Source organism: Paenibacillus sp. FSL R5-0623 (genome assembly GCF_037974265.1).
Lineage (GTDB): Bacteria > Bacillota > Bacilli > Paenibacillales > Paenibacillaceae > Paenibacillus.
In genome coordinates this window covers 3,845,891-3,867,976 of sequence record NZ_CP150233.1, presented here as the reverse complement: position 1 = coordinate 3,867,976, position 22,086 = coordinate 3,845,891, and the positions used below count along the sequence as shown (strand labels likewise).

The 22,086-nt window shown below is 46.0% G+C and carries 18 protein-coding genes; 14 read left to right on the top strand and 4 right to left on the bottom strand.

From position 1 onward, the window contains the following. Positions 1–68 precede the first annotated feature (68 nt). The 7 genes from MKY92_RS16890 (at position 69) to MKY92_RS16860 (ending at position 6,390) form a co-directional block, all read left to right on the top strand. Positions 69–1,136, top strand: a complete 1,068-nt coding sequence (locus tag MKY92_RS16890) for an NAD(P)-dependent alcohol dehydrogenase (RefSeq protein WP_339297009.1) — start codon at positions 69–71, stop codon at positions 1,134–1,136. A 165-nt stretch (positions 1,137–1,301) separates the two neighbouring features. Next, positions 1,302–1,568 carry an HPr family phosphocarrier protein gene (locus MKY92_RS16885; protein WP_026081056.1) on the top strand — a complete coding sequence of 89 codons (267 nt, stop codon included), beginning with the start codon at positions 1,302–1,304 and terminating at the stop codon, positions 1,566–1,568. A gap of 144 nt (positions 1,569–1,712) precedes the next feature. Next, complete coding sequence (locus tag MKY92_RS16880; protein ID WP_062834756.1) at positions 1,713–1,964, top strand: type B 50S ribosomal protein L31; 252 nt, start codon at positions 1,713–1,715, stop codon at positions 1,962–1,964. A 150-nt stretch (positions 1,965–2,114) separates the two neighbouring features. Beyond that, a complete protein-coding gene (locus MKY92_RS16875) occupies positions 2,115–2,420 on the top strand; it encodes a Dabb family protein (RefSeq protein ID WP_339297008.1) in 306 nt (101 codons plus the stop codon). Between the two features lie 149 nt (positions 2,421–2,569). Further along, positions 2,570–3,331, top strand: coding sequence for an SDR family oxidoreductase (locus MKY92_RS16870; protein ID WP_339297007.1), 762 nt, complete (start codon positions 2,570–2,572; stop codon positions 3,329–3,331). A gap of 252 nt (positions 3,332–3,583) precedes the next feature. Further along, positions 3,584–5,311, top strand: coding sequence for a ubiquinone-dependent pyruvate dehydrogenase (gene poxB / locus MKY92_RS16865; RefSeq protein ID WP_339297006.1), 1,728 nt, complete (start codon positions 3,584–3,586; stop codon positions 5,309–5,311). A 323-nt stretch (positions 5,312–5,634) separates the two neighbouring features. Continuing rightward, on the top strand, positions 5,635–6,390 hold the full coding sequence (locus MKY92_RS16860) for a glucose 1-dehydrogenase (RefSeq protein WP_036673709.1): 756 nt from the start codon (positions 5,635–5,637) through the stop codon (positions 6,388–6,390). A gap of 110 nt (positions 6,391–6,500) precedes the next feature. On the opposite strand, the gene MKY92_RS16855 is transcribed toward MKY92_RS16860, so the two are convergent. The 4 genes from MKY92_RS16855 to MKY92_RS16840 form a co-directional block, all read right to left on the bottom strand. Beyond that, positions 6,501–7,685: an MFS transporter gene (locus tag MKY92_RS16855; RefSeq protein ID WP_339297005.1), complete on the bottom strand. Its 1,185-nt coding sequence runs from the start codon at positions 7,683–7,685 to the stop codon at positions 6,501–6,503. Positions 7,686–7,911: 226 nt separating this feature from the next. Then, the gene (locus MKY92_RS16850) at positions 7,912–8,196 is read right to left on the bottom strand and encodes a metalloregulator ArsR/SmtB family transcription factor (protein WP_176872808.1); all 285 of its coding nucleotides are present in this window, start codon (positions 8,194–8,196) and stop codon (positions 7,912–7,914) included. Between the two features lie 170 nt (positions 8,197–8,366). Beyond that, positions 8,367–8,708 (bottom strand): ribosomal protein L7/L12, encoded by a 342-nt coding sequence (locus tag MKY92_RS16845; protein ID WP_339297004.1) that lies wholly within the window; start codon positions 8,706–8,708, stop codon positions 8,367–8,369. 40 nt (positions 8,709–8,748) lie between these two features. Beyond that, positions 8,749–9,948, bottom strand: coding sequence for a cytochrome P450 (locus MKY92_RS16840; protein WP_339297003.1), 1,200 nt, complete (start codon positions 9,946–9,948; stop codon positions 8,749–8,751). Positions 9,949–10,138: 190 nt separating this feature from the next. Here MKY92_RS16840 and MKY92_RS16835 point away from each other — a divergent pair, with 190 nt between their 5' ends. The 7 genes from MKY92_RS16835 (at position 10,139) to MKY92_RS16805 (ending at position 21,979) form a co-directional block, all read left to right on the top strand. Further along, positions 10,139–11,116: an aldo/keto reductase gene (locus MKY92_RS16835; RefSeq protein ID WP_339297002.1), complete on the top strand. Its 978-nt coding sequence runs from the start codon at positions 10,139–10,141 to the stop codon at positions 11,114–11,116. 419 nt (positions 11,117–11,535) lie between these two features. Next, positions 11,536–12,636, top strand: a complete 1,101-nt coding sequence (locus tag MKY92_RS16830; protein WP_091019424.1) for an AAA family ATPase — start codon at positions 11,536–11,538, stop codon at positions 12,634–12,636. Then, on the top strand, positions 12,624–15,092 hold the full coding sequence (locus MKY92_RS16825) for a DUF5682 family protein (protein ID WP_339297001.1): 2,469 nt from the start codon (positions 12,624–12,626) through the stop codon (positions 15,090–15,092). Before MKY92_RS16830 ends, MKY92_RS16825 begins: the two co-directional genes overlap by 13 nt. Continuing rightward, a complete protein-coding gene (locus MKY92_RS16820) occupies positions 15,077–16,300 on the top strand; it encodes a VWA domain-containing protein (RefSeq protein ID WP_339297000.1) in 1,224 nt (407 codons plus the stop codon). Before MKY92_RS16825 ends, MKY92_RS16820 begins: the two co-directional genes overlap by 16 nt. A 19-nt stretch (positions 16,301–16,319) precedes the next feature. Further along, positions 16,320–19,877 (top strand): DUF4132 domain-containing protein, encoded by a 3,558-nt coding sequence (locus MKY92_RS16815; RefSeq protein ID WP_339296999.1) that lies wholly within the window; start codon positions 16,320–16,322, stop codon positions 19,875–19,877. Positions 19,878–19,881: 4 nt separating this feature from the next. After that, complete coding sequence (locus tag MKY92_RS16810; RefSeq protein WP_339296998.1) at positions 19,882–21,714, top strand: hypothetical protein; 1,833 nt, start codon at positions 19,882–19,884, stop codon at positions 21,712–21,714. After that, positions 21,701–21,979 (top strand): hypothetical protein, encoded by a 279-nt coding sequence (locus MKY92_RS16805; protein WP_339296997.1) that lies wholly within the window; start codon positions 21,701–21,703, stop codon positions 21,977–21,979. Before MKY92_RS16810 ends, MKY92_RS16805 begins: the two co-directional genes overlap by 14 nt. Positions 21,980–22,086: the final 107 nt, after the last annotated feature.

Genomic DNA, 22,086 nt, shown 5'->3' with positions numbered 1-22,086 from the left:
GAAAGAAGATACCTTGTTTTCTTTGATGTACAATAGACAGCATGGACATACATGAGGAGGAGAACCGTATGGGACAATATCAACTGCCCGAGACCATGAAGGCCGCTGTCATGACAGAGCCAGGACACATTATTATTGAGGAACAACCCGTCCCGCAACCGGCAGCGGATGAGGTGTTAATCCAGGTAATGGCTGTCGGGGTGTGTGGCTCGGATGTGCATTATTTTGAACATGGACGCATTGGCAGATTTGTGGTGGAGAAACCGATCATTCTGGGTCATGAGTGTGCGGGGATCATTGCTGCTGTTGGCTCGAACGTATCACGTCTCAAAACAGGGGATCGGGTTGCTATTGAGCCTGGGGTGACTTGCGGACGTTGCTCGGCATGTAAGGAAGGTCGTTATAACCTGTGTCCGGATGTACAATTTCTAGCGACCCCTCCGGTGGATGGGGCATTTGTACAATACATGGTGATGCGTGAAGATATGGTATTCCCGATCCCCGATCATTTGTCTTATGAGGAAGCAGCTATGAACGAGCCATTCTCTGTTGGTATTCACGCTGCACGCCGCAGCAAACTGGCTCCGGGTACAACCCTGGCGATTATGGGCATGGGTCCCGTTGGACTCATGGCCGTGGCTGCTGCCAAATCTTTCGGTGTAGAGAAGATCATAGTAACGGATCTGGAGGAAGTTAGGCTGGAAGCAGCTCGCCGCATGGGTGCCACGCATACCATTAATGTGCGGAATGAAGATGCGCTGGCTGTGATTCGCGAGTTAACAGGTGGCGTGGGTGTTGATACCGCATGGGAAACAGCGGGGAATCCAAAGGCGCTACAATCTGCTCTGTATTCACTTCGACGTGGAGGCAAACTTGCGATTGTGGGCCTGCCTGCACAGGACGAGATCGCACTCAATGTTCCCTTTATTGCGGACAATGAAGTTGATATCTATGGCATATTCCGTTATGCCAATACGTATCCGGCAGGAATTGAATTTCTGAGCTCCGGCCAGCATGACGTGATGTCCCTGATTACAGATCGTTATTCACTCGAAGAGTCACAGCAAGCGATGGAGCGCGCATTACACAATAAAAGCGGCAGTCTGAAGGTCATGGTATATCCGAACGGTATGTAAGAACAACCTTGAAGAGCCCTGTGGTATAGGGCTCTTTTTTTGTTTTTTTCGCAAAAAAGTATGGGTCAAGCTCCCATAACATGGTATAATTCATGAAGATTTTAATATATAAATGGATACACACCATATTGGTGAATAAGTACTTAGCGAAAGGAACTGAAGGTTGTGAGAGTACATGAATTTATGATACACGCTGATTTTCATCGGGATGATCTGATGTCGGTATCTTCTCAAGCGTCACGTTTTTCCTCGGATATTATTTTGTCGTATATGGAGTCTGAGCATGAGCATCGTGTAGATGTCAAAAGCCTGCTTGGAATGGCGTTACTACCCATTCGATATGGTAGTGTTGTCAGATTACAGACAAGAGGCAGGGATGAACTGGAGGCTTTGGAGTACATGTTGAATGTACTGGAGAAAGGGACGGCTTGACACCTGATTAGGTGCAAAATCACAGATATCATATTTTTTTTAGCTATTCCTCAAAACCTGCTGGTACTTTGTCCAAAAAAAGAGTATAATAAAATGTAGTTTGATTCTAAAGAAGTACCCATATTAAAGGAGTGTAAATAGATTATGCCAAAAGTTGACATCCATCCAAAGACACAACTCGTAATTTTTTACGATGCAAGTGCTGATTTCAAATTCCTGAGTTCTTCCACGAAGTTCTCTAACGAAACTATGGAATGGGAAGACGGTAACTCTTACCCAGTAATCCGTGTGGACACTAGTTCCGCATCCCACCCGTTCTTCACTGGTAAACAAAGAAACGTGGATATCGGTGGCCGTGTTGATAAATTTAACCGTAAATACAACATCAACAAATAAGTTTGTCCATACATTACAAGAAAACCTCGGGATTTATCCTGAGGTTTTTTTTGTGTACATTAAAAATTAATTAAACCAATTATTGCGCTTACAACACATTCGGATGTACACTAGGAAACGAGTACGAACATATTGGAGGAGGAAATAGAGATGAGCAGCATCACACATATGGTAACGTTTACACTTTACGCGGGTAAAGATACACCGGAGGCCGAAGCCTTTATGAAGGAAAGTTCGGATGCACTGGCTGTCATTCCTGGGGTAGAGCAATTTCAGGTTCTGAGACAGGTAAGTGAGAAAAATGAGTTTGACTACAGTTTCTCGATGGTCTTTGCAGATCAGGCTGCGTATGATGCATACAACAATCACCCGGTTCACCGTCAATATGTAGCAGAGCGTTGGGAAAAGGAAGTCAGTCGCTTCCAGGAAATTGATCTCATTCAACATCATAATTAATAGTCTCCACATATAGTAAAAAGTTGAACTACCATATACAGCATTGAACAATGCTGTATATCTCTCTGAATAATGCGTAATTGTGAGAGAATATAAACATATATACGAAATCGTTTTCGAAAAAATGAATTCAAGGAGGTTTCGCTGTTATGCAATTGGATCTCTCAGGAAAAACGGCTCTGGTTACAGGAGCAACAGGACAATTGGGGAGAGTCATCGCCCGCACGTTGGCAGCCTGTGGCGCCAATCTGGCTCTACATTACATAAATAATGATACCAAGGCTCGGGAGCTTCAAGGTGAGATTGAAGCACTCGGTCGTAAGGCTGTAATTGTACAGGGGGATATTACCAAGCAGGATACGGCATTGCGGATGCGTGATGAAATTCAGCCTGTCCTCGGCGGAGTGGATATTGTTGTTGCCAATGCGGTCATTCAATATGAATGGACAACGGTGTTGGAACAGTCTCCTGAAGATTACTTGAGCCAGTTCGAATCCTGTGTCATGCAGAGTGTCTATCTTGCCAAAGCTTTCATTCCACATATGCAAGATATCAGAGCCGGTCGGTTCATTGGCATCAATACGGAATGTGCAATGCAAAATTTCGCTCACCAATCGGCCTACACCGCTGGTAAGCGTGGAATGGACGGTGTATATCGCGTACTTGCCAAGGAGGTTGGCGAGTATCAGATTACCGTAAACCAGGTCGCGCCTGGATGGACAATTAGTGAACGTGATCGGTCCAGTGAGTCTGGACATGATGAGGCATATACGCGTACTGTGCCGCTGAAGCGCAGGGGTGAGGATCAGGAGATCGCCAATGCGGTAGCTTTTCTCGCTTCGGATCTGTCCTCATTTATCACAGGTGCCTATATCCCGGTAAGTGGCGGCAATGTAATGCCTGCTATCTAGTGTCTGATTTGGTTTGGGAGTTCACATGAAAATGAATAAACTGAGTGTAACCGCAATCCGTTTGTCATTCGACAAGCGGATTTTTTGCATTTTGCTAACGATGAAATAACGGTTCAAGGGGCGGTTTTTGTTTCATATATCCAGATATACATATGAGTTGGTTCGGTTTTCGGAAGATTGGGGTATAAGAATAGGTATATTATCCGAGTGGAAACATAATCAAAATGAGCAATTAAAGGAGACCCATCACTTATGAAAAAAACAGTCGCGGACGTTCTGGTTGAATCCTTATTGAATGCTGGCATCAAACGCATATATGGCATTGTTGGAGACTCCTTGAATGCGGTACTCGACTCCATTCGTCGTTCGGGCGAGATCGAATGGATTCATGTACGTCATGAAGAAGTAGCTGCATTTGCTGCTGGGGCGGACGCTCAGGTCAGTGGAAGTATCGCTGTCTGCGCAGGTAGCAGTGGTCCTGGTAATATGCATCTGATTAACGGTCTGTACGACTGTCATCGCAATCGTGTGCCTGTACTCGCCATCGCTGCACATATCCCAAGTGACGAGATTGGCAGTGAATATTTTCAGGCGACTCATCCGGAGTATCTGTTTCAGGAATGTAGTGATTATTGTGAAGTCATTACGACAGCAAAACAGATGCCGCGTTCTCTCACGATGGCCATTCAGACAGCAGTCGCACGTTCAGGTGTGTCTGTCGTTGTATTGCCGGGGGATGTAGCAGGACTTGAAGCAGCGGATCTGCCTGTGCCTGAGCATGTGTATCATGCGACCAATCCCGTGGTACATCCTTCTGAGACTGAACTCGTGAAACTGGCGGAGTATCTGAATCAAGGCAAAAAAATTACGTTATTGTGCGGTGCAGGCTGCGCGGGCGCTCGGGAACCCCTTATGCAGCTCTGTGATCGGTTGAAATCCCCCATGGTTATTGCGTTAAGAGGGAAGGAATATTTGGAGTATGACAACCCTTATTCCGTCGGCTTAACGGGTCTAATCGGGTATTCATCCGGTTATCATGCCATGATGGACTGTGATGTATTATTGATGCTCGGAACAGATTTCCCATATCGTCAATTCTATCCCGAAGATGCAAAAGTGCTTCAGGTCGACATTCAATCTTCCCATCTCGGTCGGCGTACGAAGCTGGATTATGGGGTATGCGGGGATGTAAAAGCGACCATTGAAAATTTGCTTCCATATCTAACAGAAGAACACAGTGACAAACATTTGCGTAAAAGTGTGGATCGTTATGTGAAAGTACGTAAAGAACTGGACGAGCTAGCCGTTGGAAAACCGGGTAAAAAGCCCATTCATCCGCAGTACCTGACCAAGGTCATTAGTGATGCCGCAGCAGAAAATGCCATCTTCACCTGTGATGTCGGTACTCCGACAGTATGGGCGGCCCGATATATCGAGATGAGCCGCAACCGCAGGCTGCTCGGTTCATTCAGTCACGGTACGATGGCAAATGCCTTGCCGCAAGCGATTGGTGCCCAGGTCGCTGATCCAGGCAGACAAGTCATCTCGTTGTCGGGTGATGGTGGTATCACGATGCTGATGGGTGATCTGTTGACATTGAAACAGCATAATCTGCCGATTAAAGTTGTGGTGTTTAATAATGGAGCACTTGGTTTTGTTGAGCTGGAGATGAAAGCTGCCGGATTCCTGGAATCGGGAACAGAGCTTGTCAATCCCAACTTTGCGATGGTTGCTCAGGCCATGGGCATGGAAGGTATTCGGGTTGAAGATCCGGGCGAACTGGAAGGAGCTGTACAGCGTGCACTTCAGCATGATGGTCCTGTACTGATCGATGTGGTCGTGAACCGTCAGGAATTGTCTTTGCCACCGAAGATTGATATCAAACAGGCGGAAGGATTCACCTTATGGATGATGAAAGCCGTGCTCAACGGACGCGGAGACGAGATTATTGAATTGGCCAAAACCAATTTGCTAAGATAGGCGTTACGATAAAGCGGATATGCACCGTTTGAAGTTGTAGAGATCCCGATTTTAAAAAGGATTGGTCATTTAAAAGAGGAGTACGCAGCAAGACATTATTGTTGCGTGCTTCTTGAATAGAATGCTGAAAATGTGACATATGATATAGTATGAATGCATATTATATGATTTGTTTTTATGTCGAAAGTCTATTAGAATAGGTAAAGTCAGGAAGGTATTATGCCATTTTTGACCTACATATTGCATCATTGCATGTACGGACGTTTCGAATCGTATTCATCGATCCAATCACAAGATGACACACACACATGGAGGAGATCAACATGAGTCACGCAGGAAAAGTAGCCATTATCACTGGAGCAGGAAGTGGATTGGGCCAAGCAGCAGCGCTAAAGCTGGCTGAAAAGGGCGCATCTATTGTTGTCGTGGATCTTGTCGAAGAGACAGGTCTTGAGACGGTTAAGCAGATTGAGAAGCTGGGAAGTAAAGCTATTTTTGTACAAGCAGATGTGAGTAAAGCACCTGAAGTTGAGAATTATGTGAAAAAAACAGTCGAAGAGTTCGGACGAATCGACATGTTCTTTAATAATGCAGGTATTGCGGGTCCTGGGATCAAGTTGATTGAACATACGATCGAACAGTTTGACCAGATTATTGATATTAACCTGAGAAGTGTATTCTACGGGTTGAAGTATGTGATTACGGAAATGCTCAAAACAGGTGGGGGTTCCATTCTGAACACGGCCTCCACAGCTGGTATTGTTGGTGTACCCGCGGTTGCGCCTTACGCAGCAACCAAACATGGCGTGGTGGGCTTAACCCGCACAGCTGCAATTGAATATGGCAAGGACAACATTCGTGTGAACGCGATTGCGCCAGGTACTATTGAGACACCGATGGTTGTTCAGTTTGGTAAAGATAACCCTGAAGTGTTCAAAGCAACGGTTGACAGCATTCCATCTGGACGCCTTGGCAGACCGGAAGAGATCGCGAACCTGGTTTCCTTCCTGCTTGGAGATGAAGCGCCATATATCAACGGTGCAGTATACCCGATCGATGGTGCAGTTACAGCCCAATAAGAGTTCAACTTATCGGCAATAGAATAGCCGTTAAAATGGTTAAAGAGAGGCCACTGTATGCATACAGTGCCTCTCTTTTTGGTTTGTTTTTTTTGTACTACGAATTCATATCATGCAACGTTGTGCGATGTATTGGTTTGTGTACTTTTGACGGGTGCTGAACGATACGAGCCTATAACAATGATGGCGGCAACAGCAACCCCGACAGCGCCAATCCAGGTGATGGATGACAATGAGATACTGCTTACCGCGATGCCACCAATACCTGCGCCGGCAGCCATCGCCAGTTGCATGACCGAACTATTCAGGCTTAGCATAATGCCAGAGGATTCCGGAGCCATGGTGACCAGGTTATATTGCTGAGTTGGACCCGAAGACCAGGCGGAAAAAGACCACAAAATCAGAACAAGGAAGACAGCGAGATGAGAGCTTGCTGTTATATTCAACAGGACCAGACTCACGATATGCAATGTCATGCCTGTGATCAGCGTTCGTTTGACACCCAATCGGTCAGCACTGAATCCTCCAACTTTTGAACCGATCAGACTTGCTATGCCAAATGCGAGTAAAGCTGAACTGAGTAGTGCTTCGCTCATTCCTGAAACGGATACAAGGTAAGGTGAAATGTACGTGTAGGCAATGGAATAACCACCTAACCAGAAAAAGGTCACCAGCAGTGCCAGTACAATTCGTGGCTGTTTGAGCAAAGACAGTTGTTTCTTCAGCGGAACAGGCGCTTCTGCTTTGGAAGGCGGAATGGCTGCCGCGATTACCAGCATGGCGAGAACGCCAAGAACGGCTATGCCGGCGAAAACAAGCTTCCAGTCCCAAGATGCAGCCACAAGCCTTCCGAGCGGAACGCCAACAATCAAAGAAGCCGTAAATCCAGTGATTACCGTGGCGATTGCACTAGCTTGTTTGCCCTCCGCTGCTATCTGGGAAGCGACCGTTAATGCCGTGACAACAACAACACCTGCGCCTAAAGCCATCAACACTCGTGCTGCGACGAACAGTCCATAACCCGGCAACAGGTAAGCAAGAACATTAGCCACAACGAATAGACCGAGGAAGTATAGCAACAGCTTGCGACGGTCCCAGCGCGAAGTCAGTGCAATAATGACAGGTGTACCGAGCGCATATACGAGTGAAAAAATCGTAATGAGCTGTCCGGCAGCGATTAAAGAGATATTCATCGTATCTGCAATACGATCCAAAATGCCGGCAATGACATATTCGGACGTTCCTACAAGGAAACTGACCAGGGCAAGAACATAGATTTTGAGCGTAGAAGACATGGAAACATAACCTCTTTCTGATAATTATTATATTTTTAGAAATATAGAAATAAAGACGATAGAACAAGACATGAATGCTCTGAATGTAACCGATATACGAACGGTGATATTACAACCTAGATAATGAATATTAGTATCAGCGTAAACTTAGGTGACCTAGTTCTACTAATAAATATTGTGCGTTGTTTCAATATTTCTAATTATATAGAAATATAACTCAAATTTTTTATTTATTTAGCAGATAGGGAACAAACTTTTGTGCGGTCTCAGTGTTCAGGCTGTAGTAGATATACGTACCTTTCTTCTGCGATGTAAGCAGGCCGCAATCGGATAGCTGTTTCAGGTGATGAGACAGAGTCGATAGGGCAACCGTAACAAGGCGGCTCTCCAGATCGGCGGGACACAGGTTGCTTTCGCTCGATAAAATCTGAATGATTTTGTAGCGTGTTTGTTCGCCCAGTGCTTTATGAATTTTGACGACTTGTTCAATCTCATTCGAGTTTGATTGCATAATGATCTGTCCTTTCGTCTTTATTTCTTATTTCTAGTAATATAGAAATACAGTAGCATATGTTGTTTGAAAAGTAAACTCTCGGACGAAGATTCCATACTTTCTACTGCGTCTGTATTAACAGCCGAAAGTCTGGAGTAACTTCTCCCGAGAGTTATGTGAGTTGTATATTACCGATCCAGGGAATCAACATAGTCTTTGGCTTCCTTCAACGAAAGACCTCTGGCTTCACGCAGTCGTTTGATCGCCATAATTTTTTTCCCTTGTTGTATAAGTGCAAGCAGCTCCAAATCCAGATCCGTTTGGGCTGGTTGGCTTGTATGGGAAGGAGGTGCTTCCTTCGGCGACAAGGTGTAATTGAAGTCGGATCGGACGCTGCCGGTTGAACCGTTCTCCAGACGCTCGACATCTCTTTTCAATTCATTTAATTGGCGTTGCAGGCTGGTGACTCTGACCAGTAACACAAAGATCAGAAGCAGCAAAACGATCCATACCAAGGTGTTCATTTCCATGATGTCATGTGCCTCGCTCTCATTTGGTCATATTTGGCCATTATTTAAGTTGAACCGGGATTTCCTTGACACCACGAACAATCATGCCAGGTCTCCATTCCAGTTCATTCACATCTGCCTGAAGCTGTATATTTGGAAAACGATTCAGAAGTGTGCTGACTGCAATCTCACCTTCCAGACGAGCAAGCGGTGCTCCCAAACAGAGATGAATGCCTTTGCCAAAAGCCAGGTGTGAACTTTTCTCGCGGGTAATGTCGAAGATATCAGCATCCTTAAACTGCTGTTCGTCCCGGTTGGCGGAATCAAGCGCAACGATGACAAGTTCACCTTGAGCAATATGTTGTCCACGGAATTCAATATCTTCCAGAGCCCAGCGGGATGTGCTGAACTCCACCGGTCCGTTATAGCGAAGCATCTCTTCAATGGCATTGTGAATAAGCTCGGGTTGCTTGATAAGAAGTTCGCGTTGCTCCGGATGCTCCAGCAGGGCGAGAATGCCGTTGCCGATGAGATTAACGGTTGTTTCATGACCGGCAATGATTAATAAAGAGACCACGCCAAGCAGTTCTCGTTCAGTTAACTGCTGCCCGGATTCTTCCGCAATGACGAGCTGACTGATCAGATCAGTGCCGGGATCTTGGCGAACTTTCGCGAACCATGCCGTAAGGTAATCTATAAACTCTCTGGAATGCTGCTCAAACAGCTCAGCGCTCTCGGCTGTGGAAGCATCGATTACCGTATTGGACCATATGCGGAATTGGTCACGATCCTGGGCAGGGACTCCCAGAATTTCACTAATGACAATGATGGGCAGCGGGAAGGCAAAGTCATCGATCAGATTCATTTTTTCCTGTGACGGGAGGTTGTCCAGCAGTTCATCAGCAATGTCCTGAATATGGCTCCGCATGTCTGCGACCAGTTTGGGTGTGAATGCTTTCTGCACCAGTCCGCGAAGACGTTTATGATCTGGCGGATCGGAGAACAACATATTATTCGAGAAAATGCTTTGATTGTCAGCACCGTAACGTCGGACCATGTCTTTGCTGAAGCGAGGATCTTTCAGAATCTGTACTGCATCCTCGTATCGAGTAATCATCCAGCCGAATTCTCCTTGAGGAAACATGACTCGGAAAACGGGCTCTTCTTTTCTTAACTTTTCATATACCTGGTAAGGGTTATGCGTGAATTCTTTCGTGAAAAACGCTGGCTTTGAGGACTCGTTGGGTTCATTCGGGTTCAAATGCAAAATCTCCTCTCATATTCCTGCATAATACCTGCACCTTCTATATATTCAATACACAAGCTTTTGAAACCTTGTTTTTTCTTCATATGGATGATAGAGCAGGAAAATAGAGGAAGATGGAAGAAGACATGAGTAGAGAGAATCGTTTATTATGCTTGGTAAAAATGAAAATGAGGTGAACGCTGACATGTCTTACGCACAACTTCCTTTGCATCACCACCAGATTCCGGCAAGTCGAATGGTTCTTGGCTGTATGCGGTTTGGAGGTGAATGGGATGGGCTCCCCATTACTTCAGATCTTGTCGTAGAAGGTCATCGAGCGGTAGAAGCAGCTATCGAAATAGGCATTTATCACTTTGACCTGGCGGATATTTACACACGTGGTAAGGCAGAGCATGTCTTGGGGAGAGTTTTATCCGAAACTCCCGGCTTGCGTGAACAGATCATTATACAGTCGAAGTGTGGTATTCGTCTTGTAGGTGATGATGAAGGACCGCAACGTTATGACACCTCAGGTGCACATATTCTGGCGAGTGTGGACGGTATCCTGGAACGGCTCGGGATCGATTATCTGGATATTTTGCTGTTACACCGTCCTGATCCGCTCGCCCATCCGCAAGAAATTGGAGACGCACTGGCTGAGCTGCATCATTCCGGTAAAGTGCGCCATTTTGGTGTGTCCAATATGGGGTCTGAACAGATTCGCCTTCTTCAGCTCCATAGTAAAGTACCTCTGATTGTGAATCAGTTGGAGATGAGTCTGGACAAAATCGGATTCGTAGAGGCCGGTGTGACAGTTAATCGGCCCCAAGCGAGAGACAACGTGTTTCCCTATGGCACGATGGAATATTGTCAGGCAGAGCATATTCAACTGCAAGCTTGGGGTCCCCTTGCTCAGGGGCGATTTACTGGCAGGGTAGTTGAGGGACAGCGCGCGGAGATTGAGCATACGGCTCAACTGGTTGATCGAATGGCCAAGGAGCGTGGGGTGACACCGGAGTCTATTGTACTGGCTTGGTTAATGAAGCATCCAGCAGGGATTCAACCTGTCATTGGTTCGATTCGACCAGAACGTATTCTGGCCTGTCGTGATGCAACGAATATTGAACTTACCCGTTATGAGTGGTACGAGCTGTATTCCGCCTCATGCGGGCGTAGAATGTAAGTAGGAACTTCTAAGAGATTGGTTGTTCCGATTAAAATTCATAGATGTTGGGTGAAATTTGAACATATAGAAGACACAGGCTGCTAATGGCCTGTGTTTTCTTTGTGATAATCGGCTTCATTTGGTTGAAACACTTTATCGAAAATGTAATGAATCCTGAGGTCATATGGCCTACAATGCGTTTACATGGGTAATAAGCATGCTGATTCGGATCCGAAACCAGTGTGTTGGCACGGTTGTAAGGATGGTTCACCTTCATATTTGCGCTAGAGGCTATGTCCATGGGCTTAGGGAGAGTGCTGATAAGAAGGACGTTTCAACCATTTTTATCGTTTTACGGGGTAGTTGCTGGAGTGCTGTGATAAAATGATAGGAATAAGAACATACGATCTGTTTATGTGAGAGGAGACACCTTGACGATGGAGATGCTTAAGCCACCCGCCGAGACATTATACGAGGTTGAATTACGCGCGCTGCGAGAGGAAGATCAGGGGAAACGCCCCCCGAACTGGCTGTTATCTCCCGCCTATGTGCGCGATTTTATTATAGGCAGGGATAAGCCTGCATTATTAAATGGAGAAGAGATCCCGATTACCCGCAAATTCTATGGCAATGACGTGTTAATTGAACGTGCAGTGGTTACTCTGGCAGGCAATCGAGGATTAATGCTCGTGGGAGAACCCGGCACAGCCAAGACCATGCTGAGCGAACTGCTAACCGCTGCAATCTCCGGAACCAGTCTGAATACGATTCAGGGTACGGCAGGCACGACGGAAGATATGATCAAGTATTCCTGGAATTACGCCATGTTGCTTGATAAAGGCCCTTCGGAAGCTGCGCTTGTGCCATCACCGTTATATAACGGAATGAAGAAAGGCATTCTTACCCGTTTTGAAGAGATTACACGTTGTCCCGCTGAAGCGCAGGATAGTCTGATCAGTATTCTCAGTGACAAGGTCATGAGCATTCCTGAACTGGATGGTGGTGTACTGTTTGCCCAACCTGGATTTAACGTCATTGCTACAGCCAATATTCGGGATAAAGGTGTTAACGAAATGAGTGGTGCATTGAAACGTCGGTTCAATTTTGAAACGATCAAGCCCATTCATAACGTAAAGATGGAAGCCAAAATCATTGAATCCCAGGCACGAAGCCTGTTATTACATAGTGGAATTGATATTGAAATTAACCCGGATGTGGTTGAATTGCTGGCTACAACATTTATGGAACTGCGCACCGGCATGACACGGGAAGGATACAAGCTCGATACCCCTCAAGCATCCATGAGTACGGCGGAAGCGGTGTCTGTCTATGTTCAGAGTGCAATGACTTCCTATTATTACGAAGATAAAGCTATTGCACTGGATCGGTTGGTACAGAACATGCTGGGGACCATTGCAAAGGAAAACGACAAGGATCTGTCCATTCTCAAAACCTATTTCTCCAAGGTCGTAAAAGAGCGTTCCAGAGAAGAGGGAATGTGGAAGGACTATTATGAGGAGAGAAAATGGATCGGTTAGCAGCAGTACTGGACCCTGATGTTGATCAGTTACAATCCTTGTTCGAATCCCAGGTATATAACCTGAGTAATCATACGGTCTATTATCCAATACGACACCATAGCCCTGCATGTTCATATCACTTGTTACGATTAATTGGGGAGTACAAGCCGGGTATCATTCTGATCGAAGGACCAGAGAGTGGTAATCCATTAATTTCGGTTCTGAGTGATGAGGCAACGGTACCTCCTGTCAGTCTGTACTATACCTATGAGAGTGAATTGGAGAGAGAAGCCTGCTATTATCCGATGCTTCGTTATTCGCCTGAATATGTAGCTTTGAAAGAAGCAAAACGGCTGGACATTCCGGCGAAGTTTATTGACTTGGACTATCAACACTTCTCCACTCGTGCACCCAAATCCGGCCAGACTGAACAAAAGGAGATCTCCATCCAGGACGAAACCTTGCTTGCGGGGTCTGACTTCATTTACCGGTTGTGTCAAAAAACAAACTGTCGCAGTTTTGATGAATTGTGGGAAAAGGTGTTTGAGATCGGTGGCCTGGAGAAATCTACTGAGGAATTCGTGCAGGATGTATTCACGTATTGTACTTTATCCCGAATGTGTTATTCCACGGAACGATTACAGTCTTCAGGTGATCTGGCAAGAGAATCACATATGAAACAACATATTAATCAAGCGGTGCAGGAACATGACCGTGTGCTTGTCATTACCGGTGGATTTCATACGTATGGACTGTTGATGTCAGAGCAACATGAATCCCAATTGGAACAGCCAGAAATGGATAAACAGCATGCAGACCAACGTTTGGATGGACGAGGTAAACCAGGTACGTCTCAACAAATTGCGGTGAATCCAGATGCGGTTCACCAACAAATGTACCCGATGGTCTACACCTTTGCTGAAGCGGATCGGCTCAATGGATATGCGAGCGGCATGCCTTATGTAAATTATTACGATCAGATCTGGAACCAGCTGCTTCGCAAAAAGAGTACACCATATAATCTAACGGCTCTGGACTTGTTATCCCGGCTGATGCGCCAATTACGGGACGGACACGAGCATGTATCAACGAGTGATGCAATTGAAGCGTACAGCATGATTCAAGGTCTTGCCGGGCTTCGGGGTAAAAGGGAAGGCGGCGTCTATGAGTTGATGGATGCAGCACTCTCTTCCTTTGTGAAGGGGGAGCTTACCTTGGCGACCGATAAACCGCTGCAAGAGCTGCAGCAGTTATTGACCGGAGACGTCATTGGAAGCGTGGCTCCCAATTCATTCAGTATTCCCATCGTGGAGGACTTCAAGGCGCGTTGTACAGAGTACAAACTGCAGATCCGCACAACAGGACAACACAAGAAAGTGCTGGATCTGTATGCAAAACCGGAGCATCGTCAGATAAGTCAATTGATTCAGTGCATCACCTATCTGGTTCCGGAATTCGCAAAACGGCAATCGGGGCCGGACTGGATCGCAGAGCGTGATATGAATCTTGTTCGCGAAACCTGGTTTTATATGTACTCCTCCCGTATTGAAGCCAGATTGATAGAAAACTCTCTCTATGGCGGAACGCTTGCTGGAGCGGCTACACGCAAAATGGAAGAACAAATGCAAGAAGTACCGGATCATCATAGCGGTGAACTTGCCCGACTCATGCTTCAAGCGCTACTTATCGGGCTTCAGGACACAGCGATGAAACTCTATGAACAGGTCCGCTCAGCGCTGAGAACGGATGGGAATTTTCTATCCCTATGTAATAGTCTGCATGTCTTGAACCGAATTCATCAACACCGCAGGTTGCTGGGATTATCTGACGAGCATCATCTCCCTGATCTGGTATCCGAAGCCTATAGGAACGCCGTGGACAAGTTGTTACAGCTCTCCAGAGCCAATCCGGATGAACATGAAGCCATAATTCAGGGATTGAAGCTGCTAGCCATGCTCGCGGAGTCATCAGAGGGGTCTTTTCAGGATGAGACATTCCGAATACATCTGAATGAGCTCCTGTCTGATCACCAGCTTCCGGCTCAGCTGGAGGGTGTGTGTGTGGCTATTTCCTCAGGGCTCGGTGACAGGCCCAGGGATGAGATTGTTGATCGTGCTCGCGGGTATATCCATGGTACACCGGATCAGACCCGTCAAACGGCACTTTTTTTACAGGGAGTATTCACTGTAGCACGTGACGCTTTTTTATATGAAGATCAGCTGTTGTCCGAGTTGAATTATCTGATTGAACAGCTGTCATACGACGACTTCATCAGTATGGTACCGGAATTAAGGCTGGCATTCACCTACTTTACACCCATGGAGACGGGCTTGATTGCCGAGCGGGTGGCGAGTCTGCATCAGGTTGAACCAGAGGAGATGTTGAGGCCTGCGGTAGATGAGCAGATGCTGATCCAGTCCAAAGCATGGGACGAAGCGCTTCGAAAGGAGTTTGCCGCATGGAAGTTAATATGAATGAAGTGCTTCGGAGAACGGACGAAACCAGAGAAATCAATGAAAGTTCCAATCCGGATGCAAGCAACCGAGGGGATCAACATTCTGCTGAAACCTTAAATCGATGGCGTCTGATTCTCGGTGAATCGGCGGAAGAAGGGTTGTGTAATACAGACCAATACACTTCTGCTGAATTTCAATATACGGAAATCGATGAGATTTTGGGGTATCTGTATAACCGTGAATACGGTGAAGAACAAGGTTACCGAAAAGAGGGAGGACGCGGTGCGTCTAATCTGACTGTACCAAAATGGCTGCACAAAGTCAGGGACCTATTCCCCAAACCAACGGTCGAAATATTGGAGAAACAGGCGCTTGATCGTTATGGGCTGACAGAATTGTTAACGGACAAAAAGCTGCTTGAATCCCTTGAACCCAACATGAATCTGCTCAAGAACATTATGCAGTTCAAAGGACGGATGAAAGGTGAGGTGTTAAAGAGCGCCAAGGAGATCGTGCGAACCGTGGTTGAAGAGCTACGCAGCAAGCTGGAATCTCAGACCCGAGCGAGTATCATGGGCAAGCGCAGTCGCTATACCTCGAGTTCAGTACGATCCTTGCGCAATCTGAATTTCAAGCGAACCATCACCAAGAATTTGAAGAATTACGATAAAAACAAGCGCAGGTTTGTGATTGATCGCCTGTATTTCGACGGGAATATCCAGCCCCATAACAAGTGGAATATCATCATTGGTGTGGACGAGAGTGGCAGTATGCTGGATTCAGTCATCTACAGTTCGGTGATGGCCAGCATCTTCTATCGCTTGAATGCGCTGCGCACCCAATTATTCATATTTGATACGCAGGTTGTTGATCTGAGCGACAGACTGGAAGACCCCGTAGACGTGCTCATGAATGTACAGCTCGGTGGGGGGACACATATTACGAAAGCGTTGCGTTATGGCGAGACGTTAATCGATAACCCAGGCAAAACCATCTTTATTCTGGTCAGTGATCTGGAGGAAGGGTACCCGATCGCACAAATGTACAAAGCCTGTAAAGATATCATCGATGCAGGATGCAAATTGCTGGTTCTCACCGCGCTCGATTTTAACGGGGATTCAGTCTATAACAAACATGCCGCACAGACATTAACCAATATGGGGGCACATGTAGCAGCAATTACGCCTAACGAACTCGCGGATTGGATTGGCGAGATCATCACTTAAATTCAAGGAGGAATGTGTAATGCTTACCGCAGACCGCGCAGTTGAAACTTTGGTGGAGAAATTCGCAGTAACCTGTTCAAACGAGTATTCATTGAAAACAGATCGAAGCTCCGAAATTATTGATTTTGTCTTGGGAACGACAGACAAGTTCCCGGATATGTTGGGAAATTCGAGTCATTATGTGTATCAAACGATTGATCTGCTCATGAAGCTTGCCAAAAAAGACGATGGAGATATCTTTTACCGTGCCGGGGCTATTGTGATATATCTGGAATCCAATTATTCCAAAAGAAATTCATGGAGAACGGATGCCTTTACTGTCTGTATGGGAAATGACTCCGAAGCCTACGGATTAAGCGGGAAGAGCAAAAGTGCTGATCGCATGGATGGATTGTTGTCCCGGTTGGAGAAGATCAAACAGTTTGCAGGCGAGAACGAAATTTTGACTGAATTAAAGAGTAAATTAAAGCGTGCCCAGTGGCTTTTTGATTCCAAAAAAGCGGACAGTCAAGGGGATTACCGGGATGTAATTAATGCATTAATGCTGCTGCAATTATATTCAAGACTCAGTGACACGGCTTCTCATCTTGCAGAGGTTCAATCTTCTGTTCAATCGTTACCAGTGTTGTTTCAACATGTAATGGCTAATGATCCAGATAAGTTGCGGGACGAGCTACATACGTTGATTGAACCTGTAGTGGTCAGTAATATTCAAGGAAAGCATAACGGATCTTCCCAAGAATTGAAGGATGATTTCCTCAAGGAGAAGCGTAGTCAGCTCATAGCTGAACTGTATCCCAATACGTCTTTCTCTTCAAAAGAGCAATGTTCAAACACAGTATTCCATCAAACTATGGTACTTGTGAGTGGTGCCTTGTTGTACCTGATTAACATTAGTGGAGGTAAACAACGGTTCCTTGATACAAATAGTGAGATTGGGCATGTTTTGCTTCACACAGTACATCAATTACATGAGATTTATCCACTTGAAGTTCGCCGTTACTTGCTGAGTATGGACCCTAGAGCCAAGAGTCCAAATGATCTGCTTGCTGGACTTGTGCCTCTGGATGAACCTTATCAGTTGGTTGAAATGTTGCGGGACGAGCTTAATTCGTACACGGTATCTTGGAACATGTTACAATCCGCGATCGCGAATCGTCCTGAACAAGCGATTCGAGCATACGAGATTATCAAACCGCCATTCCTCAAACTCTGCATTCAGAAATTCATGGAGGATCAAGGATTGACATTGCCTAATGCGGAGGGGTCACTGGAGCAAGCGGTATTTAACGCTCTTCGGCATCCTTTGGACGGGGGACGTCAAGGACTTGCGATTGCAAGATACTTAAGTGGGGAAAACACCCTTGAGGAATATTGGGAGGACCCGAATAGTCGAGGGTTGTTTAATCAACTGAATCGGGATAAGAAGCGTGTTCACAACCTCATTAGTATTAGTTTTCTGCCCTTGGAATCGGAGGCGATGCGCAGGTTCGCAATCCTGACCACTCATCCCGATTGGACACTGGATATTGTCTCGGACATGTACAATTCATACGCGTTTAGTGGAGAGCAACTGCTTCAACGTTATGGGCAAGATCCTGAGGTACAACGTGAGAAATTGCTAACCAGCCTGATCTCACTCAATGGCATGACCGACTATAGATACAAATCCATGCCGCATGACGAATACCGCCGAATCATTCAGCAAAATCTGGACTATGCACTGACACAGTACAAGAAACTGCCAACGGATACGCGCATTTTAATTCTGGAGATTACCTTTGAACAGCGTGATGAGTTATCGAAGAAAATATTGGCCGAAGCGATTCGTGCCGGATTGCAGGATTCGTCCAAAAAGGCCAACGGAGTGGCGTTAGCGGAATTCAACCGAATTCCTGATCAGGACTTGTATACGCTCGTATACCTCTCGGAGAAAAAAGTGGGAATCAAAGAGATGGCTCTGACCGCAATCCGCAGTCTGGAAAACAGCAAGGAGCTGTACGGTGAGCTTCTGAAGAAAGAGAAGTCCGATGAGTGGAAGAGCTTGATCCAAATTCTGCTGGATACCGCAGATCTGAGCCCGGAGTATGCTCATGCTGCGCTCGCTGATCAGGCGGATGCCAAAAAGTTGTCGAGACTGAGTTGGTTGTCCTTGAATGATCTCCCTTCACTGATACGTATTGAAGACAATCAGCCTTTAGATGATCGGATTAAACAGTATGCTTTGGTCCAATCATTGGATCACACGTCAGGACCCAATGAAAGACTGAATGAATTAAGGGATTACGTAAGTGAGGCATCGCTCGCTCGTTTTGCAAGTGAACTGCTTCAGGTCTGGATTCAGGAAGGTGCTCCTGCAAAAGAGAAATGGGTGATGTATGTATCAGCACTCTTTGGCGATATTCAGTTTGTGAATATTCTGGCTCCGCAAATTAAGGAATGGACAGAAAACAGTCGTGGCGCGATTGCAGCAGATGCTGTAAAAGTGCTCGCTTATCTGAAAGATCCATCCGCTCTTATGGCGATTGACAAGATCAAACGTGGCGTGAAGAACCGTCAGGTGAAAGGTGCAGCAGAAGAAGCATTGCAACTTGCAGCCGATAATATGGGACTTACCTCGGAACAACTGGAGGATCGGCTGGTCACCACACTTGGTTTTGATGAAAAAGGAACCATGCAGCTGAGTTACGGAGAGCGTTCCTTCCTGGTTAAGGTCAATGGAGACTTACAAGTCGTTGTCTTAAATGAAGAAACGGGCAAATCCGTGAAGAGTCTGCCTGCTCCTGCACAGAAAGATGATCCTGAATTGGCAGCGCAGTCCAAGGCACGTTTCACACAGCTGAAAAAAGATCTCAAATCCATGGTTAACATTCAGGCGCAGCGTCTGGAAGAGTCATTGTCCAAGCAACGTCTGTGGTCTGCCGATGAGTGGAAAGCATTGTTTGTACAAAATGTAATCATGCAAAAATTTGCTGTTGGTCTGATCTGGGGAACATATGAGGATGGCGCTCTGATCAGCACCTTCCGTTATATGGAGGACGGCACCTTCAATTCCGTGGATGAAGACGAGGTTGATCTGCCTTCAGGTGCGCAGGTGGGACTTATACACCCGCTGGAACTGGATCAGGCAACGCTTGAAGGTTGGACAACGCAGTTGGAGGATTACGAGATCAAGCAGCCATTCGAGCAATTGAATCGTGAGATTCACCAGCCGGAAGATGAGGATAAAACGAAGAATGAATACGATCATCTGCCCGAGTCTGATTTTTCACCAACGGCTTTCCCCAAAGCACTGGAGAAATATGGTTGGATCAAAGGACCGGCACAGGACGGCGGCTGGTATCATGAATTTTATAAAGAGTACGGAGATCTTGTTGCGGAATTGCAATTCAGTGGTACGAGCATCACGTATTACGAGGGATTGGATGACATTACCCTGGAATCCCTACATTTCTTCAAACCGAATAACAAGCAATATTATTACTATGGGGACAATAAACCCATTGCTCTAGGCAACGTTCCAGGTCGCGTGTTCAGTGAAACGATTTACGATATTCTGAGAGCAACGGGGCGTTGATGAAGTGAGTGGATTCAAGGAAAAATTCCGGACTTTTTCGAAGCTGTGTACGGAGGATTATTTGATTCGGTATGCCAACAAGGGGTTGTACAAAAGGTCTTTGAAAGAGTTGGACAACGGTGTAAGTGTAACGTACACATGGAATGAATCATCGGTGAGTTGTCAGCTCAGTGACGGGACACAATGTACGCTTGAGAATACACTGGATCATTGGGAATGCTCCTGCCCGGCCGATCATATCTGCAAGCATGTACTGATTGCCATACTATACGATCAACGGGAACATCCGTTAGAGGATTCAATGAATGCAGACGAGAAGCATGCGCTGGATAAGGACTCAGGGATATCGGATAATGATCCGTTGGACGTACCAAAAAACGTATCGGTAACAGAATCAGTAACAAACTTAGTATCAAATGTGGACGATCCAAGCGAAATTCCGCCTACGGTATCACGTGAGATCGAGTCTCGCTTCCGCTGGATGACGGAGTCTGACCTTACCATGTTAATTAAATCGTATAGTTCTTCCATGATTGAGGAAGTTGTTTTCCGACTGAGATACCCAGAGGAAATTAAGATCATTGAAGATTCACTTCTTACGGTTCATCTGACCACCCAGAATATCGAGGTGTCTTTTACTGAGGAACCGAAACTTGCAAAAGCACTATGTAAGGTGCAGCAGACAGCTGGGAAAATGGCCAAGCTTGAAGCTTTGTTACGGTACCGGAACCTAAAAGGCCTGGATGATAGGGATGCATTAAGTGGACGGGTGTACGAAGCCAAGTTCTCTTTGCAGACGGTGCAGGAATGTCGGGGTATGCTGGCAGGATTGTTGAAGACGGGACTGGCCCGTCTTCCTCAGTCTTATATGGCACAACTGGAGACTTTGGCAATTGCAGCTCATAGTGGCAACCTGCCTGACATAGAACGCAGTTTACGAGGGATTCAAGGGGAACTACAGTTGTTTTTCAACAGACATATACGTTTCTCCATGCAATCCATGTTGGATCGGGTAAGCAAGCTGTATCTTGCACTCCAGGTTCTTGAAGAAGAAAAGGTATCTGTCATTCAGCAGAGTCAGCTCATTGGCAGTTTTCGAAGTAAATACTTTACGGTTCCTTCACTTCACCTGTATGGACTGGGAGCTGATGCGTGGGAGACACGATCCGGTTTCCGTGGAATCACCTATTATTTCTATTGTTTCGATGATGAGGAAATCTACACCTATAGCGATGTACGTGCTGTATATTACGATGATCAGCAGTTCTCGTATACAGAGCATTATGGTGCATTCACACCATGGTTGCCTAATCTGACCTTTCGCCAGTTCGTGGGTGAAGAAGTTCAATTCCATTCAGTTAAAGTGAATGAAGAACGCCGGATCTCTTCCGGGGAAGGTGCCAAGCTTGTGATTTTGCCACGAACGTGTGTGGAAACGTTGAATATGGGCAAAACCATGCAAGATGTATCGTCTGTACTTCAAGAGGAATCGCGAACATTTGACTTATTTGCTGCTCCTAGAGAACGACTGGTTGTGATCAAAGTTGCTCGAGTTGTGGACCATAGCTTTGTCAAACAAACGCAGGATCTTGTCCTGACGGTTGAGAGTACCGAAGGAGAACGATTGGCACTCACTCTCCCGTATTCATCTGACTGGCAGGCGATGATCCAAAGACTGGAGTCAGGATATGGTTCCCAATCACTTGAACACTTCTATGCCTTTGTGCGTGTGGAACCAAATCGGATTAACCCAATCAGCTTCCTGAAGGGTCAAACGGTGCTCAGTCTGAAACTGGATATCGGTAATGGGAGGATGGGCAGACTTGGAAGAATATAATCAGTTTATGCAGAAAATTAGCGGCTGGTCAGAAGAGTTGCTCCTGCGTGGGTTATCCCAGTTTACGATCCGGGATATTGAGGTACTTGAGCAGCTCGCAGCGGAATCCTCGCGGTTGCAGATGAGTTTCCTGCATGAGTTGTTGAATCACCTCATCAAGGAAGGGCGTAGCGTGGCTCTTGGACAAGGTAATGAAGAGTTGTTGTTATTTCAGTATTGTCGTCTCACCCAATATGTGCAGCTCAGTGTGCAAGAAGAGGCGTAATATTGGTTAGTATTCCAAGCGAAGGCCTATGAAGCGATATGATGTAATAAATAACGATGTATTATAGAATATAAGAAGATTTGCAGCAGGCCACAAGGTCACTGCAA

Coding starts and splice junctions, on each gene's coding strand:
- MKY92_RS16890 (WP_339297009.1), top strand. CDS start 69: ATGGGACAATATCAACTGCCCGAGACCATGAAGGCCGCTGTCATGACA.
- MKY92_RS16880 (WP_062834756.1), top strand. CDS start 1,713: ATGCCAAAAGTTGACATCCATCCAAAGACACAACTCGTAATTTTTTAC.
- MKY92_RS16875 (WP_339297008.1), top strand. CDS start 2,115: ATGAGCAGCATCACACATATGGTAACGTTTACACTTTACGCGGGTAAA.
- MKY92_RS16870 (WP_339297007.1), top strand. CDS start 2,570: ATGCAATTGGATCTCTCAGGAAAAACGGCTCTGGTTACAGGAGCAACA.
- poxB (WP_339297006.1), top strand. CDS start 3,584: ATGAAAAAAACAGTCGCGGACGTTCTGGTTGAATCCTTATTGAATGCT.
- MKY92_RS16860 (WP_036673709.1), top strand. CDS start 5,635: ATGAGTCACGCAGGAAAAGTAGCCATTATCACTGGAGCAGGAAGTGGA.
- MKY92_RS16855 (WP_339297005.1), bottom strand. CDS start 7,685: ATGTCTTCTACGCTCAAAATCTATGTTCTTGCCCTGGTCAGTTTCCTT.
- MKY92_RS16850 (WP_176872808.1), bottom strand. CDS start 8,196: ATGCAATCAAACTCGAATGAGATTGAACAAGTCGTCAAAATTCATAAA.
- MKY92_RS16845 (WP_339297004.1), bottom strand. CDS start 8,708: ATGGAAATGAACACCTTGGTATGGATCGTTTTGCTGCTTCTGATCTTT.
- MKY92_RS16835 (WP_339297002.1), top strand. CDS start 10,139: ATGTCTTACGCACAACTTCCTTTGCATCACCACCAGATTCCGGCAAGT.
- MKY92_RS16830 (WP_091019424.1), top strand. CDS start 11,536: ATGGAGATGCTTAAGCCACCCGCCGAGACATTATACGAGGTTGAATTA.
- MKY92_RS16825 (WP_339297001.1), top strand. CDS start 12,624: ATGGATCGGTTAGCAGCAGTACTGGACCCTGATGTTGATCAGTTACAA.
- MKY92_RS16820 (WP_339297000.1), top strand. CDS start 15,077: ATGGAAGTTAATATGAATGAAGTGCTTCGGAGAACGGACGAAACCAGA.
- MKY92_RS16815 (WP_339296999.1), top strand. CDS start 16,320: ATGCTTACCGCAGACCGCGCAGTTGAAACTTTGGTGGAGAAATTCGCA.